The sequence below is a fragment of the Alteriqipengyuania abyssalis genome (assembly GCF_019857185.1).
In the GTDB taxonomy this organism is placed as follows: domain Bacteria; phylum Pseudomonadota; class Alphaproteobacteria; order Sphingomonadales; family Sphingomonadaceae; genus Alteriqipengyuania; species Alteriqipengyuania abyssalis.
In genome coordinates this window covers 796,214-811,143 of sequence record NZ_JAHWXP010000001.1, presented here as the reverse complement: position 1 = coordinate 811,143, position 14,930 = coordinate 796,214, and the positions used below count along the sequence as shown (strand labels likewise).

Sequence of the window (14,930 nt, the reverse complement as noted above, 5' to 3'; positions counted from 1 at the left end):
ATCACGTGAAATATCTCGGCCTGTTCAGGCATGCGAAGTCCGACTGGGACGACAGCAGCACGCGCGATTTCGACCGCAGCGTGAACGAGCGTGGGCGCGAAGGTGCGCGAATCATGGGCCGCCATATCCGGCGGCAGGAGCCCGCGTGGGATATGATTCTCGCCAGCCCGGCGGAACGCGTCCGCCTGACGCTGGAAGAGGCCGCGATCGGTGTAAAGCCGACCTTCGACCAGCGGCTTTATCTCGCCGGGCCGGAGACTCACCTCGAAGTGATCAAGCACAAGGCGGGCGATGCCGACGCGGTGCTGATCGCGGCGCATAATCCCGGTTTGCAGGATCTGGTGCTGGCGCTGGTCTCGCAAGAGAACGAGACGCCCGATTTCCGCGAGGCGATGGTCAAGTTCCCAACCGCGTCCTTCGCCGTGCTCGAACTGCCGATCGACGACTGGAGCGAGCTGGGCGCGCAGAACGCCAAGCTGGTCCATTTCAAGCGACCGCGTGATCTCGACCCGTCGCTGGGCCCGCTCGACTAACGACATCGCGGCCGCTTGATCGCCATGGCGGGCGATTTATCAATGGGTCTCATGACCTCTCAAGCTCTCGTTCGCAGGCCGCGATGGGCCGCCGCAGCGATGCTCGCCGCGCTGGTCGCTCCATGCGGCCTGAATGCCCAACCGGCCCAGACTTCTCAATCGCAGCCGTGGCTGGAAGCCGCGCCGCTCAAGCGCATTGTCGATTCATCGGGAAAGACAGAGCCTGCGGCCAGAGGCGTGTGGAAATCGCGCGGCTATGGCTGGATTCTCGCGATCGATGAGACCGGCGTCACGCGGTATCAGGATGGCGTCCAGTGCTACACCCCGCCCGGCGAGAACGGCGGTCAGAGTACGATGGACTCGATCGAATATCGCTTCTTCCGGATGCTGCCCGGAAATCGCGCCGCGATCTTTCAGCTGCTGGAGGGCGATACCAATGTCGTGTTCGACCGGCTCGACCGCCTGCCGGCACGGTGCACCGATGCGCCCGATACATCGCCGCAGGCCATCGCCGACGAGTTTCTCAACGCCTTCGCGCAGCACTACGCCTTCTTCGATCGTCGCCCGCCCGGCCATGAAGAGCGCGCCGCGCGGCTTCGCGCTCTGATCTCCGACGACATGAGCGAGGCCGGGCTGTGGGATGCTCTGGCGGCCTATATGGAGGGTCTCTCCGACAGCCATACCAAGCTGATCGGTACGATCGATGGCGAGCGGCGGCGGGTGCAGGACGGGCAGGGCTCGACTCTGCCGATGATCCGCGCGAGCCAGGGCGGCGAGGGCGCATGGCTGGGCGGACTGATCGATCAGGCCAAGGCAAAACTTGGCGACAGCGCGCATCATGAGGGGCAGGACCGTATCCTGTGGGGCCTGATCGATGGCCCGGACGGAGTGCGGATCGGCTATCTGCAGGTGTTCGTCATGGGCGGCTTTACCCCCGGCGAGGATTTCTCCAGCGATGCATGGGCTGCGGCGGAAATGGCCGAGCTGAATCGCGTCCTGGACGAGGCGCTGGGCGCTTTTCAGGATGCCGACGCGGTCATCATCGACCTGTCGAACAATCGAGGCGGGTGGGACCGCGTGGCGAAGGCTCTCCCGAGCCGTTTTACCGACAGCGCGTTCACCGGCTTTACGACGCAGGCTCGCGGATCGGGCCTTGCGCCGTTTCCCAACCGCATCGCGCCCGCCGATGGCCTGCGCTTCACCGGGCCGGTCTATCTGATGACGAGCGATGTGACGGTCAGCGGCGGCGAGCTCGCCACGCTTGCCTTCCGCCAGCTGCCCAATGTCACCCAGGTGGGCGGGACGACGCGCGGTGCGTTCTCCACCCCGCTGGCCAAGCCACTGCCCAATGGCTGGCTGTTGGAGCTGTCGAACGAGACCTTTGCGGATGAGGCCGGGAATGTGTTCGAAGAAAGCGGGATCGCGCCGGACGTTGCGCTCGACATTTATCCGGCGGACGACCCGGTTGCAGGTCACTGGCGCGCGGTCGAACAGGTCGCGGCGATGGCGCGGCGGCGCACCCCGGCAGACTAGCCGAGCACCGTCCTCGGCCCGGGGCCTTCTTCCGCAAGCCTGTCTTGCGGGTTGTAGAGCGCGCAGCGCTTCAGGCTCAGACAGCCGCAGCCGATGCAGCCGTCAAGGTTTTGCCGTGCGCGCTCCAGCTCTGCGATTCGCGCATCGAGCTGGTCGCGGATCGCGCGGCTAATCGCGCTCCAGTCGCGCGCATTGGGCGTGCGCCCGTGGGGCAGGCGGGCGAACTGCGCCTCGATCTCACCCAGCGACAGGCCCAGCCGCTGCGCGATCAGGATGAAGCTGAGCCGGCGAATGTCGGACCGCAGGAAGCGCCGCTGGTTGCCGCCGGTGCGGTGCGGTTCGATCAGTCCCTTGCTCTCGTAATAGCGGATGGCCGACACGCTGAGCCCGGTGCGACGGGCCAGTTCGCCGATAGGCAGGAGATCGTTCCCTTTCATCGATCACGACGATAGGCATATTGATGCTTGACCTCAAGTGAGGTTGAGGTTGCATTGATGCGTGCATCGCAATCGCGGGGCCGATCCGGCCTCGCTCAATCAAGGAGAACAGCGATGCCCAGAGGTTATCTCGAACACGCCAATATTTCCGTCACGGATCTTGAACGCAGCACCGCGCTGCTGGTCGATCTGCTCGGCTGGCACAAACGGTGGGAGGGGCCATCGCTCAACAATGGCCACACGATCCATGTCGGGGGCGAGGTCGATTATGTGGCGCTTTACACCGGTGAGCACGTGACCGGCAATTTCGCCAAGGGCCATCCGCTCAACCACATCGCCTTCGTGGTCGACGACCTCGACGCGGCGGAGGAAGTGGTCAAGCGCCACGGGCTCGAACCCTTCAACCATGCCGATTACGAACCCGGCCGCCGGTTCTACTTCTTCGACTGGGACGGGATCGAGTTCGAAGTGGTCAATTACGACTGATGCGAAGGGCCGGGGCGCCGCCGCTCCGGCCATTCGCGCTTGCAACATGGGGGAGCCTGCGCAACAGGCTGCTGCCATGAGCATGCAAGATCTGATCGAAGCCGCCCGCGTGTCCAAGGCCTGGCCGTTCCAGGAGGCGCAGCGTCTGCTCAAACGCTATCCCGATGGAACGAAGCCCGGCGGCGAGCCGGTGCTGTTCGAGACCGGCTACGGTCCCTCGGGCCTGCCGCATATCGGCACGTTTCAGGAAGTGCTGCGGACCACGCTGGTGCGCCGCGCGTTCGAGGCGCTGATCGGCGCGAAGCCGAAAGACGGCAAGACGCGCCTCGTTGCGTTCAGCGACGATATGGATGGCCTGCGCAAGGTGCCCGACAACGTGCCCAATGCGCAGCTGCTGCAGGACAATCTGCACAAGCCGCTGAGCCGCATTCCCAACCCCTTCGGCACCGATCACGACAGCTTTGCCGCGCACAATAACGCGAAGCTGCGCGAATTCCTCGACCGGTTCGGGTTCGATTACGAATTCATCGCCAGCCACACCCAGTACGATACCGGCGTGTTCGACGAAGCGCTCAAGAAGGTGCTGGCGCACAACCAGGCGATCCTCGACATTATGCTGCCGACCCTGCGGGCGGAGCGTGCGGCGACCTATTCGCCGATCATGCCGATCAGCCCGGTGACGGGCCGCGTGCTGCAGGTTCCGGTCGAGGTAATCGATGCCGAAGCGGGCACGATCCGCTTCACCGACGAGGATGGCACGGTCGTTGAACAGTCCGCGCTGGGCGGGCAGGCCAAGCTGCAATGGAAGGTCGACTTCGCCATGCGCTGGGTGGCGCTGGGCGTCGATTATGAAATGTACGGCAAGGACCTGACCGATACCGGCATCCAGTCGGGCAAGATCGCCAAGGTGCTGGGCGGTCGCAAGCCCGAAGGCCTGATCTACGAGCTGTTCCTCGACGAGAAGGGCGAGAAGATTTCGAAGTCGAAGGGCAACGGCCTGACGATCGAGGAATGGCTGACCTATGGCAGCGAGGAATCGCTCGGCTTCTACATCTTCCCCAATCCCAAGAGCGCAAAGCAGCTGCATGTCGGCGTGATCCCGCGCGCGGTGGACGATTACTGGCAGTTTCGCGAGCGTCTGCCCGAGCAGGCACTCGACAAGCAGCTCGGCAATCCGGTGTGGCACCTGGCTCGCGCCAATGGCGGGTATGAGGCGGAGGAAGCACCGGGTGCGGGCGACAGCCTGCCGGTGACCTATGGCCTGCTGCTCAACCTGGTCGGCGTGATGGGGGCAACCGCAACGCGCGAACAGGTGTGGTCCTACCTCGGCAACTATATCGAGGATCCCGATCCGGCGAAGCATCCGGAGCTGGACGGGCTGGTGACCACCGCGCTCGCCTATAACCGCGACTTTGTCGCCCCGACGCTCAACCGCCGGGCGCCCACGCCCAACGAAGCCTCCGCACTGGCCGCGCTCGACGGCGAATTGTCGCAGGTGCCTGCGGATACGAGCGCGGAAGACCTGCAGACGATCGTTTACGAAACCGGCAAGCGCGAGGAGTTCGGGTTCGACAATCTGCGCGACTGGTTCAGGGCGCTGTACGAGACTCTGCTGGGCTCCGAACAGGGGCCGCGTATGGGCAGCTTCATCGCGCTTTACGGGGTCGAGAATACCCGCAAGCTGATTGCGGAGGCGCTGGCTGCGGCCAACACCGCAGGCTAGGCCGGCTCAACCCCACTTGCGGGTGCGATACCACCGGGTGATGACGTATTTCGCGCTCGAGGCGACCGGCGTGCCGGCGTGCAGCGTATCCTCGTTCGGGGTGCCGTCCGGGTTAGCATTGTTCCAGATCAGCAGGACGCCGGCCTTGGGCTCGATCTGAATACCGCAATTGGGAAAGGCGGTCGCGCCGCTGCCCTTCAGCGTGTTGAGAAACATCATCGCGGTCCAGCTGCGTTGGCCGCCATTCTTGCTCTCCTGCTTCCAGTACTCCTCGCCCGGATAGAAGTAGTCGTGGTGATTCTTGAACTGCTGGCCCGGCAGATAGCGCTGGCCCTGCATCGTCTCGCCGAACTTGCCGGGCAGGCCCAGGCAATCGTCGATCCGGCGGCTGATCATCTTCACCATCGGGTCCTCGCGGTCGAAATTGCCCGAATACGACGTGCGATAGCCGTCCTTGTAGGTGCCTTCGTAGAGCGAGCTGGGCCGGGCGACCTGATCGATCATTCCCGCCAGCTTGCGGCACTCGTTGCTGGTCAGAAACTCGCCCACGGCATAGATTTCCGCCTTGTCAGTGGGAACGCGATAGGCCTTGGGATCGGCATCGAGCCGCTTGCGGACGGTTTCGCCTACTTTGGCGAGCGCGTCCTGATCGGGCACCTTGGCGGGTTTCGTGGTCGAGTCTGTCATGCAAGTTTTCTAGCAAGTGCGCCGCCTGCCCGCTAGACAGCGGGAACACATGTGAGGGGAAGCAAGCATGAAGACTGCAAACCAGACCCGCTACAGCATCGGCGCGATGATCTTTCACTGGCTGATCGCCATTCTGGTGATCGTGAACTGGCGGATCGCGGAAAGCGCGGAGCATCTCTCGGACGCCGAGAAAGGCGCTGTTTTCGCCAATCACAAGGCGCTGGGGATGCTGATCCTCGCGCTTACGCTGGGCCGTATCGCCTGGCGCCTGACGCACCCGTTGCCGAGCCTGCCGAACAACTACGCACCGTGGGAACGGATGCTCGCGCGGACGACTCACGTTGTGTTCTACGTCCTGCTGATCGGTCTGCCGCTGGGCGGCTGGCTCGCGACTTCGATGTTCGATCGCCCGATCGACTTCTTCGGCATGTTCACCATCCCGGTACTGCCGGTGGGCGAGAACAAGGATCTGGGCGGCACCATCTTCGACGTTCACAAGACCGCGGGCACGATCATGATCTACCTGATCGGTCTGCACATCCTCGGCGCGCTGAAGCACACCTTCATCGACAAGGATCTGGGCATCTTCCGGATGCTGCCTTTCGGCGGAAAGGCGCGCCAGTAAGCGAAACGCCCCGCCGATCGCACTGATCGGCGGGGCGTCCGTTTTTGGGTGAGCGATGGCTTACCAGAAGAAGTCGTGAATCACGTCGACCACTTCGCCGGTGTACGTGTTCACCAGCAGCACGTCGTCGTAATAGCGGACCCAGCGATAGGGGCCGTAGGTCTGCGGCAGGCGATAGCTCCACGGATCGTTGATCCAGTAACGGTTGCCGAAGAACAGGCTGCCTAGCGTGAAGCCGATCCCGATGCGCCGATAGCTGTAGTTGCGGTAGGGCGCGTAATAGCGGCCGAGGTTGTAGTGCCGCCGGTTCTGCGCGCGATAGCGGTGCCAGTTGTACCGGTTGTCGTTCCGCCAGCTGCGGTTCCACCGGCGATAGTCGCGGCGCGCCTCGCGGCGAGCATCCCGGCGGACATCGCGTCGATAGTCGCGACGCGCCTCGCGGCGGACATCGCGCCGATAGTCGCGCCGTGCTTCCCGACGGGCATCCCTGCGGGCTTCGCGCCGATCTTCGCGGCGTGCCTCCCTGCGTGCATCGCGGCGATCTTCCCACCGGTCCTGCCGCACGTCCCGACGCGCCTCGCGGCGCTGCTCGCGGGCGTAGTTCTCGCGCGACTGCATCCGGGCGTCCCACGCCCGCTGCTCGGCCGCAGAGCGCTGGCGCGTCTGCTGGCTATCCTGCCGTGCTTCGCGGCGCTGTTGCTGACGCGCCTCGCGACGCTGCTCGCGGATCTGCGACCGATCACCCCTGTTGCCGCGTGCTTCACGACGCTCGGCGCGACGTTCTTCGCGTGAGGGCTGCCCGGCGAACTGGGTGTCGGCCTGAAGATAGGTCGAAACCCGGTTGGCCGGTGCGGGAGCAACGGCGGCGTTGGCCGGCAGGCCAGTCGCGGCGAGAGCGAGGCCGAGCGCAGTCAGCCCGCCATATCGAAAAAGATCTGTTGGATTATACATGGTGCTAGCGGTTCCCTTCATGGCGATGGACCATTCGCGCCGCACCCACCAGGCGGCCTCTTTGTCCGTATGTATTACATGCCTGATACGGCCTGACACGTTTCTGAACCGGAGTTAGGGTTTCCTGTTCATATTTCCAGTCGCAATGATGAATGACGCTATTTACACGGGACATTGACATGCGCGGCTGCGCCATGTGTTGATCGCGGCAATGTTCGACAGTCTCGACAAGGTCCGCGCCGATGCGCAGGCGCGGCTGGAGCGCGCGGCACGCGATCGCCGCTCGCCGATGCACACGCCGGTGATCGCAACCGGCGATGCCGATGCCCGGGTGATGGTGCTGCGCGCCTTCGATCCGTGGACCCTGCGCTTCCACACCGATGCCCGCGCGCCCAAGGTCGGCGTGATCGAGGCCGATCCGCGAGTCGGCGTGCTGTTCTACGACAAGGCGGAGAAGGTGCAGATCCGCGTGCAGGGGCAGGCGCGGATCGAGCGTGACAGCGCGGTCGCGCAGGCGGCGTGGGAGGCGGGCAACAACTTCGCGCGCCGCTGTTACCTCGGCGATGGGCCGGGCACGGTTGCGCAGACCGCATCCTCCGGCCTGCCGCCGCAGTTCGAAGGCCCCGAGCCGAGCGACGAGGAGCTGATCCCTGCGCGCGAGCACTTCGCAGTGCTGCTGGTCGAGCTGACCCGGCTCGACTGGTTCCATCTCGCGCATGATGGCCACTGCCGTGCACAGTTCGATCTCGCGCAAGGCACCGCGCGATGGGTGACGCCCTAGACCGCGCGCGCTGCTTACCATAGGGGAGGCAGCATGAAGCGCCCCCACTTGCCTGCCAGAAATCTGTTGCCGGGCATGGGCGAGGAGCTGATCAGCGCGAGCGACTGGAGCCGCCGCGCCGCAACCCTGGTGGGGGCGGTGCTGATCGGCCTGGTCGCGATCGGCTTCGCGATTGCGGGCGACCACGCGTCCGAGCTGTTCAACCGCACCACTGCCGCGCATCCGTGGGTCTATCTCGTCTCCGCACCGCTGGTGTTCGTCGCGATCATCGCGATCACCAACCGGGTGGCGCCCGATGCGCGCGGATCGGGCATTCCGCAGGTGATCGCCGCCAGCCGCATGCCGGGCAGTGCGGCGATGGCCGGACTGGTCGCGATCCGCACCGCGCTGTTCAAGGCGGTGCTGACCGTCGCCGCGCTGCTCGGCGGAGCATCGGTCGGCCGCGAGGGCCCTACGGTGCAGCTGGGCGCGGCCATCATGGTGCAGGTCCACCGGCTGTTCCGCGTCAAGGCCAGTGCGGGCGTTTACATCGCCGGCGGCGCGGCCGGCGTGGCGGCGGCGTTCAACACGCCTCTGGCGGGAATCGCCTTCGCGATCGAGGAATTGTCGGTCGCCTACGAGCAGCGGGTCGCGGTGCTGGTGATGGGCGCGGTGATGATCGCCGGTCTGACCGCGCAGGGCATCTCCGGCGACTATGTCTATTTCGGCCAGCTGGGTGGCAGCCTGCCGATCCTGACCGTGCTGATCGTCGCGCCGATCGCAGGGCTCGCGGGCGGCGCAGCGGGCGGCCTGTTCTCGCGCGCAGTGCTGGCGCTGCGCGGGCCGGGCGGGCGCTTTGCCGGGCGGCTCAAGGCGCGCCCGCTGACGACCGCGCTGGTCTGCGGCGTGGTGGTCGGCGTGCTCGGCTATCTGACCGCGGGCGCGACCTCGGGCACCGGCTACGTATCTACCCGCGACCTGCTGAGCGGGGCGGATGCGGAGTACTGGTTCGGCCCGGCCAAGTTCGTCGCCGCGCTGGCGACCAGCGCCAGCGGCATTCCCGGCGGCATCTTCGCCCCCTCGCTCGCGGTCGGCGCAGGCTTCGGCGAGCTGCTGACCCCGTTCTTCCCGCCAGAGCAGGCGGGGCTGATCGTGCTGATCGGGATGGGCGGCTACTTCACCGGCGTGGTTCGCGCGCCGCTGACCTCGGTCATCATCCTGAGCGAGGCGACCAGCTCCAGCCACGCGATCCTGCCGCTGTTCGCGACCGCGCTGATTGGCGACTGGGCCGGATCGATGGTGTGCAAGGAACGACTCTACCACGCGCTTTCCCGCGACTTCCTGCCGGGCAAGGGCGACAGCGAGGGCGACGACGCGCCGGCCACGATCGCCGCCAAGCCTGACAAGGGCAGCTGAGTCCGCCGCTAGACATCGTCCCCCGGAGTGATGTGCGAGACGATCGAGCGGATCGTCATGAACACGATCGTCACGCTGGCCGAGGCGAGCGCCACCATCCCCACGGTCAGCGCGAACAGCGCGGTGTAGAGGTAGTTGTACCAGCCCTTCGGCAGGTTCTCGAACTCGCCGATCGGCAGGGTGAAGGCCAGCAGCACGAGGAAGCTGATCATCAGTGTCGCGGTGGAGAGCACCGCAATGCGGGTCACCTGCTTGTAGGTCTTGCGGTCGAAGTCGGTCTCTATCCGGCGGATCATGCCGATCAGCGTCAGCATCAGCGCGAGCGTGGTGGCAGAGGCGGTGGCGATTGCCGAGCCGAGGTAGAGCCCCGCGCGGCTGAGCGCCTCCAGCAGGTCGCGCGCCTCGGCCGCGCCATAGACGGTGCCGATCGCCTGACGTGCGCCGAGACCGATGAGGCAGAAGACGAGGAAACTGAGGACGGGCCAGAGAAGGGTATGTTTGTATGCCATGCCCCCGCAGCGGTTGAGCGCAGGCAAAGCTCCGAAACCGACAATTGTGGGTCCATCGCCCGCCGGCCTGACACACCTGACACACAGTCCAGGGGCAAGAAAAACTCCTTCGGACGTGCCCCGTCTTCGAGACAGGGGCAGAGCATCCTTGCGGCAAGAGCATTGCGCCGGTCTAGTGCGCGCGGGGCGAGTAGGAAAACCGGATCAGCGCCGCTCGAAGCGGTCGAACCCCTCGGCTGGTATATCGCGCTGGTCGATCCGGTCGATTGAAGCGCGCGGCGGGCCATCGTGCATCGCGTCGATCATCCGGCCGAGGGCAGTCTCCTCGCCTTCGAGATGCGCTTCCACCGTGCCATCGGGAAGGTTGCGGACCCAGCCGGTGAGGCCGAGCGAGCGCGCGGTTTCCACCGTCCAGTCGCGGTAGAACACGCCCTGCACGCGGCCATGCAGGATGAGGTGACGGGCGGTGGGCATTCTAGCGCTCATTCCCGTTCAGCAGCAGCTGTGACAACGCCTCGCCCATTCGGATGGCAGTCTCTTCCACCGGGTGCCCGGGCGAGATCAGCGCGAGCGCGGAGGCGACCCGGTCGGGCTGGCCGAGCGACAGGTTGAGGATCACGAAGACGATCGCCGGATCGTCGATCGGAATAATGCCCGCATCGATTCCCTGCCGGATCAGCGGACAGGCCGCCTCGTACAAAGGCTTCAGCAGCCGTTCGGAGACGATCTCGCTGCGCGGCGGCGGCTCCACGCTGGCCCGCGCAACGAAGCCGCGCAGGTCCGGCTGGCGGTCGTAATAGCCCGCGGTCATGCCGATCGCGAGCCGCAGCCTCTCGCGCAATGGCGTCTTCGCGTCGTTCGCCATCGCGGTCAGCGCGGCGATAGTCGGCGCAAAGGTCTCTGTCAGCAGATCGACGCAGGCGAGCCACAGCCCCTCCTTGTTGCCGAAATGGACCGCGACGAGGTTGGGCGCCGCCCCCGCGCGGCTGGCGATCATCCGCACGCTCGCCGCCTCGAACCCGTTATCGGCGAAGCACCGCGTCGCCGCACGCAGCAGCGCATCGCGCCCCGCGGGGGCATCCGCCGTCCGCCGTCCGCGGCGCGGGGCCGATCCGTCTTGACCTTCGCTCATCTTGTTTCATATATGTACGGTCGTACATATAATGCCGGGTCAGGTTTTTCGGGCGAAAGGATCATTCTCATGTGTCATGGTATCACCCGCCGCGCTGCGCTTTTCAATCTGTCTGCAGCATCGCTCATCGCATTGCCCGGCTGTGCGTCGATCCAGCCGGACCCGAACTCGCGCGAGGACCAGCTGACCGGCGCGCTCGACGGGACGGTGATCGACGCGTTCTTCTATGCCTTCGGGCCCTATGAGTTTGCGCGTTCGATGCAGGCGCTGTCGGGCCAGATCGACGTCGGCGATACGCTGGTGTCCGAAGAGGCGCTGGCCGATGCGGCCAAGCGGGCGGGTGATACCAGCGTGCTCATCAACCGGCACATCCACGTGCGCGATCTGGCCGACGAGCGCATCCGCTCGGTCACCGCGCCAAACAACGACACGCTCTACACCTCGGCGGTTCTGGAGCTTTCCAGGACTGCGGTGCGCCTGACGCTGCCCAACTCGGGCGACCGCTATCTGTCGGTCGCGCTGATGGACATGTTCACCGACCAGACGATGGTCGGCCATGCCGAGAAGGGCGGGAAGGGCGGGACCTATCTGATCGTCGGGCCCGACAGCCCGGTGAAGGATGGCCCCGACGTCATCCGCATGCTGTCGAACGATGTCTGGCTGCTCGCGCGCACCTTCGTGGCCGGGGTCGACGATCTCGAGGCCGCACGCGCGGTCCAGAGCGGGATCGTGGTGGAGCCTGTCGATACGAAGTCGAAGCCGCTGCTCTTCACCACGCTCGCGCCGTCTGAAATGGAACCGCACAGCTTCCTCGCGCTGACCAACGAAGTGCTCGGCCGTTCGCCGAGCCACCCGCAGGTCGCGCGCGCCGCGAAGTTCGCGGACAAGGGCATCGTGCCGGGCCAGCTGAACGTGTGGGACGGCCTCTCGCTGCGCTCGCGCGCCGCGTGGGATGCGTGGCTGCCCCGTTCGCTGGACATGCTGCGCAAGGGGCTCTCACGCTCGCAGGACAAGCCGGGCTGGAACGCGCCGCCGCTGATCCTGGGCGATTACGGCAACAACGATCTGGTCCGCGCCGCCATCGCGCTGATCGGCTTCGGTGCGCTCAAGACGAAGGACGCGCGCTATTTCCGGACCGAGACCGACGCGGCGGGCGACGCGTTGAGCGGCACGTCCTCCTACCAGATGGTGATCCCGCCCGAAGGCGTACCGGTGAAGGCGTTCTGGTCGCTCAGCGTGTACCAGCCCGATGCCGACGGGCGGCTGTTCTTCTTCAAGGTACCGATCGACCGGCATTCGATCAATTCGGGCTCGTCCGATCTGGTGAAACGCCCCGACGGATCGATCGTCCTCCACCTCTCGCGCGAGCGCCCGGAGGAGGAGGACGTGGTCTGGGTGCCGACACCCGAAGGGTCGTTCGAGGCGATCTTCCGCACCTACCGGCCCGAAGAGCCGGTGATCGACGACAGCTGGAGCGTGCCGCCGCTGGCAAAGCAGGGCTAGCGGTCGGCCGCGCGCGGACCCGGTGTCCCCCCGGCTGGGTCCGCGCGCGCTATCTTGCCCCGGCTTAATGCACCATCGCGGTTGTTGATGCGGGCGCGAAGGACATCGGCTTCGCCGTGCCGGCCTGGGTGCGGAAATGGCCAGCTTCTTCGGCCAGCGCCGTCACTTCGGATGCGAGCTGGCGCGAGGCGGCGGAGGTTTCCTCCACCATCGCCGCGTTCTGCTGGGTCGAGGTGTCCATATCGTTGACCGCGGTGACGATCTCCGAAATGGCCGAAGCCTGCGCCTGATTGTCCGCCGCCATAGTATCGAGCAACTGGTTCACATTGCCGACGCTGGTCGAAATCTGTTCCAGTGCCGCATCGACGCGCTGGACGCGGCCCACCGCGTTGCCGACCTCTTCCTGCGTGGTGGTCAGCTGTTCGCGCGCGGACCCGGCCTCTTCCTCGGCACGCATGGCGAGCGCGGAGACGAGATCGGCGACCACTGCGAAGCCGCGGCCCGCTTCGCCCGCACGGCCCGCTTCGACGGCGGCGTTCATGGCCAGAACGCGGGTCTGGAAAGCGATCTTGTCGAGACCTTCGATGACGGTGTCGATCCCCTCGGCACTTTCCTGCACCCGGCCCATCGCCTGCATCGCTTCCTCGGCCAGCGCGCGGCCGTCGTGGACGATGCCGTTGGCTTCGTTGGCGCTGTGGGCGGTATCCTTGGCCGCGGCGGCCCCGCGCGAGATCCGGTCGTTCATCTGGGCGAGCGCGGCGGAGGTTTCTTCCAGGCTGGCGGCATTCGCCTCCGTACGCCGTGCCAGCGATTCGGAGCTCTGCGCAATTTCGCTGGAGCTCAGGCGGATCGAATCGGTCCCCTTGGTGACGCGTTCGATCAGTTCACGCAGCGATTTGACCGCTTCGTTATAGTTCGTCTTCAGGCTGGCATAGGCCGGCGGATAGGTCGCGGTCACCTCGGCGGTCAGATCGCCCGCCGCGAGTGCGGAGAGACCTTCGGCCAGCGTATCGGTGACCATCTTCTGTTCGCGGGCGATCGCCGCCGCCGCCGCCCGGTCCTTCTCGAGCACGGCATTCAGGAAGGCGTCGATCGCGCGGGCCATGTCGCCGATCTCGTCCTTCTGGTCGAGATGCGGCAGTTGCCCGTCGCCCGATTTCGCGAGATCGTGGACCACGCTCGACAGATTGGTGATCGGGTGGACGACCTTGCGGGTGACGATGAAGATCGAGATCGCGATCGCCGCGACCGCCAGAATGGCGAGGACCAGTGCAATGGTCAGCGCTACGTTGGTTTCGCTCAGGGCCTGCCCGGTGACATCGCTGGCGATCTCGATCTGCATCGTGGTCAGCGCTGCGATCGTCTCGGACACCGGATCGATGGTCTGGTAGAGTTCGTTTTCGACAAAGTTCCTGAGCGCGTCCGGGTTGCGGGCTTTCAGCAGCGCTTCCAGCCGCTCGACAGCCGCGTCGGCGACCGCCATCTGCGCTTCGGCCCTTTTCGAGAGCACTTCCTCTTCACCGTCGATGCTGGTCGCGCGATAGGATGCCCAGGCCTTCTTGATTGCGGCCTCCCCCTCGCGCACGTTCTGCTCGGCCTCGGCGTAGCCGATATTGCCGTTGAGCGCCTTGTGCGCATTGTCGACGATCAGCACCGCGTAGGTATCGGCGACCGTCTTGAGATCGGCGAGCGGCTCCACCCGGTCGACCAGAATAGTCTCAAAGGCCGCCTCGTTATCTTGCGCGGTGTTATAGAAGGCCCCCGCGAGCGCCAACAGGGCGGCGCTCAAGATCGCGAGGCAGGCAAAGAGCTTTAGCTTCAGGGTCATCCGGGAGGGTCTTCTCTGCAATGGAAATGGGAATACCGGTCCATTGTAGATGAAGGGTGCTATTTCTGGCGGCAGACCACCATTTTCTTGGTCGGCAAACAGGGTGGTTGCGCCTGCCGCGTGTGTGCAACTGCCTGTTCCCAAAGGGTTAACCTTCCCTTGGCGACAGCCTGCGTGCCGCCTAACCGCCAAGAATCCCGGCGGCCTGAGCGATCACCCACAGCCCGATGACGAGGAACAGCAGCGCGGCGATGATCCGCACGGCCTTGAGCGAGACGCGCTCGATAATCGCGTTGCCGAACCACACTGCGGGCACGTTCGCCAGCATCATGCCAGCCGTGGTGCCGATGGTGACCAGCAGCACATTGCCGAACTGCGCGCCGAGCGCGATGGTGGCGATCTGCGTCTTGTCGCCGATCTCGACGAGGAAGAAGGCGATTGCCGTGGTCAGGAACGCGCCGAAGCGGCCGACCCTGGGCTGGTCGTCGTCTTCGAATGTGTCCGGCACCAGCGTCCACGCCGCCATGGCGACGAAGCCGATGCCCACCGCATAGCGGAACCACTCCCCGTCGAGCAGGCCTGCGATCGCGTGCCCGAGGAAGGCGGCGATGCCATGATTGGCGAGCGTCGCGACAAGGATGCCGAGGATGATCGGCACTGGCGCGCGGAACCGCGCGGCGAGCACGATGGCAAGCAGCATGGTCTTGTCGCCGATCTCGGCCAGCGCGACCACGGCGGTAGAGGTGAGGATGGCGTCCACTTTGACTATCTCCGGGCCGGGCGAACAAGACAGCAACGGCACATGAC

General features: G+C 65.6%; 16 protein-coding genes. 8 read left to right on the top strand and 8 right to left on the bottom strand.

What is annotated here, in order from left to right:
* Nucleotides 1-5: 5 nt before the first annotated feature.
* Both KYN89_RS04030 and KYN89_RS04025 read left to right on the top strand, forming a co-directional pair.
* Nucleotides 6-533, top strand: a complete 528-nt coding sequence (locus KYN89_RS04030) for a SixA phosphatase family protein (protein ID WP_222823896.1) — start codon at nt 6-8, stop codon at nt 531-533.
* A 51-nt stretch (nt 534-584) separates the two neighbouring features.
* On the top strand, nt 585-2,066 hold the full coding sequence (locus tag KYN89_RS04025; RefSeq protein WP_222823895.1) for a S41 family peptidase: 1,482 nt from the start codon (nt 585-587) through the stop codon (nt 2,064-2,066).
* Here the strand turns inward: KYN89_RS04025 and soxR are convergent.
* Complete coding sequence (soxR, locus tag KYN89_RS04020) at nt 2,063-2,503, bottom strand: redox-sensitive transcriptional activator SoxR (protein ID WP_222823894.1); 441 nt, start codon at nt 2,501-2,503, stop codon at nt 2,063-2,065. The two genes, KYN89_RS04025 and soxR, sit on opposite strands and share 4 nt — an antisense overlap.
* A gap of 114 nt (nt 2,504-2,617) precedes the next feature.
* Between soxR and KYN89_RS04015 the strand changes: the two genes are divergently transcribed.
* Together KYN89_RS04015 and KYN89_RS04010 are read left to right on the top strand one after the other, a co-directional pair.
* Nucleotides 2,618-2,989: a VOC family protein gene (locus KYN89_RS04015; RefSeq protein ID WP_197636481.1), complete on the top strand. Its 372-nt coding sequence runs from the start codon at nt 2,618-2,620 to the stop codon at nt 2,987-2,989.
* Nucleotides 2,990-3,065: 76 nt separating this feature from the next.
* Nucleotides 3,066-4,712, top strand: a complete 1,647-nt coding sequence (locus KYN89_RS04010; protein ID WP_222823893.1) for a lysine--tRNA ligase — start codon at nt 3,066-3,068, stop codon at nt 4,710-4,712.
* 6 nt (nt 4,713-4,718) lie between these two features.
* Here KYN89_RS04010 and KYN89_RS04005 read toward each other — a convergent pair whose 3' ends face one another.
* The gene (locus tag KYN89_RS04005; RefSeq protein ID WP_222823892.1) at nt 4,719-5,399 is read right to left on the bottom strand and encodes a 2OG-Fe(II) oxygenase; all 681 of its coding nucleotides are present in this window, start codon (nt 5,397-5,399) and stop codon (nt 4,719-4,721) included.
* Between the two features lie 67 nt (nt 5,400-5,466).
* Here KYN89_RS04005 and KYN89_RS04000 point away from each other — a divergent pair, with 67 nt between their 5' ends.
* Nucleotides 5,467-6,024: a cytochrome b gene (locus tag KYN89_RS04000; RefSeq protein WP_222823891.1), complete on the top strand. Its 558-nt coding sequence runs from the start codon at nt 5,467-5,469 to the stop codon at nt 6,022-6,024.
* Between the two features lie 60 nt (nt 6,025-6,084).
* Here KYN89_RS04000 and KYN89_RS03995 read toward each other — a convergent pair whose 3' ends face one another.
* Entirely contained in the window at nt 6,085-6,975 is an 891-nt protein-coding gene (locus KYN89_RS03995; protein ID WP_222823890.1) for an RcnB family protein, read from the bottom strand.
* Between the two features lie 211 nt (nt 6,976-7,186).
* Here KYN89_RS03995 and KYN89_RS03990 point away from each other — a divergent pair, with 211 nt between their 5' ends.
* On the top strand, nt 7,187-7,756 hold the full coding sequence (locus KYN89_RS03990) for a pyridoxamine 5'-phosphate oxidase family protein (protein ID WP_222823889.1): 570 nt from the start codon (nt 7,187-7,189) through the stop codon (nt 7,754-7,756).
* Nucleotides 7,757-7,789: 33 nt separating this feature from the next.
* Entirely contained in the window at nt 7,790-9,151 is a 1,362-nt protein-coding gene (locus KYN89_RS03985) for a chloride channel protein (RefSeq protein ID WP_248284967.1), read from the top strand.
* 8 nt (nt 9,152-9,159) lie between these two features.
* On the opposite strand, the gene KYN89_RS03980 is transcribed toward KYN89_RS03985, so the two are convergent.
* The 3 genes from KYN89_RS03980 to KYN89_RS03970 all read right to left on the bottom strand — a co-directional run bounded on the left by KYN89_RS03980 (nt 9,160) and on the right by KYN89_RS03970 (nt 10,792).
* Nucleotides 9,160-9,660: a hypothetical protein gene (locus KYN89_RS03980; RefSeq protein ID WP_054524601.1), complete on the bottom strand. Its 501-nt coding sequence runs from the start codon at nt 9,658-9,660 to the stop codon at nt 9,160-9,162.
* A 204-nt stretch (nt 9,661-9,864) separates the two neighbouring features.
* Nucleotides 9,865-10,134, bottom strand: coding sequence for an acylphosphatase (locus KYN89_RS03975; protein WP_222823888.1), 270 nt, complete (start codon nt 10,132-10,134; stop codon nt 9,865-9,867).
* A 1-nt stretch (nt 10,135) separates the two neighbouring features.
* A complete protein-coding gene (locus tag KYN89_RS03970) occupies nt 10,136-10,792 on the bottom strand; it encodes a TetR/AcrR family transcriptional regulator (RefSeq protein ID WP_222823887.1) in 657 nt (218 codons plus the stop codon).
* Nucleotides 10,793-10,861: 69 nt separating this feature from the next.
* On the opposite strand from KYN89_RS03970, the gene KYN89_RS03965 reads away from it, so the two are divergent.
* Nucleotides 10,862-12,295 (top strand): DUF1254 domain-containing protein, encoded by a 1,434-nt coding sequence (locus KYN89_RS03965; protein WP_222823886.1) that lies wholly within the window; start codon nt 10,862-10,864, stop codon nt 12,293-12,295.
* A gap of 64 nt (nt 12,296-12,359) precedes the next feature.
* Here the strand turns inward: KYN89_RS03965 and KYN89_RS03960 are convergent, their stop codons facing one another.
* A complete protein-coding gene (locus tag KYN89_RS03960) occupies nt 12,360-14,123 on the bottom strand; it encodes a methyl-accepting chemotaxis protein (protein WP_222823885.1) in 1,764 nt (587 codons plus the stop codon).
* 181 nt (nt 14,124-14,304) lie between these two features.
* The gene (locus KYN89_RS03955) at nt 14,305-14,883 is read right to left on the bottom strand and encodes a TMEM165/GDT1 family protein (RefSeq protein ID WP_222823884.1); all 579 of its coding nucleotides are present in this window, start codon (nt 14,881-14,883) and stop codon (nt 14,305-14,307) included.
* Nucleotides 14,884-14,930 lie beyond the last annotated feature (47 nt).

What these genes read in the sequence shown, in the direction of transcription:
- KYN89_RS04025 (WP_222823895.1), top strand. Translation starts at nt 585, where the DNA reads ATGACCTCTCAAGCTCTCGTTCGCAGGCCGCGATGGGCCGCCGCAGCG.
- soxR (WP_222823894.1), bottom strand. Translation starts at nt 2,503, where the DNA reads ATGAAAGGGAACGATCTCCTGCCTATCGGCGAACTGGCCCGTCGCACC.
- KYN89_RS04015 (WP_197636481.1), top strand. Translation starts at nt 2,618, where the DNA reads ATGCCCAGAGGTTATCTCGAACACGCCAATATTTCCGTCACGGATCTT.
- KYN89_RS04010 (WP_222823893.1), top strand. Translation starts at nt 3,066, where the DNA reads ATGAGCATGCAAGATCTGATCGAAGCCGCCCGCGTGTCCAAGGCCTGG.
- KYN89_RS04005 (WP_222823892.1), bottom strand. Translation starts at nt 5,399, where the DNA reads ATGACAGACTCGACCACGAAACCCGCCAAGGTGCCCGATCAGGACGCG.
- KYN89_RS04000 (WP_222823891.1), top strand. Translation starts at nt 5,467, where the DNA reads ATGAAGACTGCAAACCAGACCCGCTACAGCATCGGCGCGATGATCTTT.
- KYN89_RS03995 (WP_222823890.1), bottom strand. Translation starts at nt 6,975, where the DNA reads ATGTATAATCCAACAGATCTTTTTCGATATGGCGGGCTGACTGCGCTC.
- KYN89_RS03990 (WP_222823889.1), top strand. Translation starts at nt 7,187, where the DNA reads ATGTTCGACAGTCTCGACAAGGTCCGCGCCGATGCGCAGGCGCGGCTG.
- KYN89_RS03985 (WP_248284967.1), top strand. Translation starts at nt 7,790, where the DNA reads ATGAAGCGCCCCCACTTGCCTGCCAGAAATCTGTTGCCGGGCATGGGC.
- KYN89_RS03980 (WP_054524601.1), bottom strand. Translation starts at nt 9,660, where the DNA reads ATGGCATACAAACATACCCTTCTCTGGCCCGTCCTCAGTTTCCTCGTC.
- KYN89_RS03975 (WP_222823888.1), bottom strand. Translation starts at nt 10,134, where the DNA reads ATGCCCACCGCCCGTCACCTCATCCTGCATGGCCGCGTGCAGGGCGTG.
- KYN89_RS03970 (WP_222823887.1), bottom strand. Translation starts at nt 10,792, where the DNA reads ATGAGCGAAGGTCAAGACGGATCGGCCCCGCGCCGCGGACGGCGGACG.
- KYN89_RS03965 (WP_222823886.1), top strand. Translation starts at nt 10,862, where the DNA reads ATGTGTCATGGTATCACCCGCCGCGCTGCGCTTTTCAATCTGTCTGCA.
- KYN89_RS03960 (WP_222823885.1), bottom strand. Translation starts at nt 14,123, where the DNA reads ATGACCCTGAAGCTAAAGCTCTTTGCCTGCCTCGCGATCTTGAGCGCC.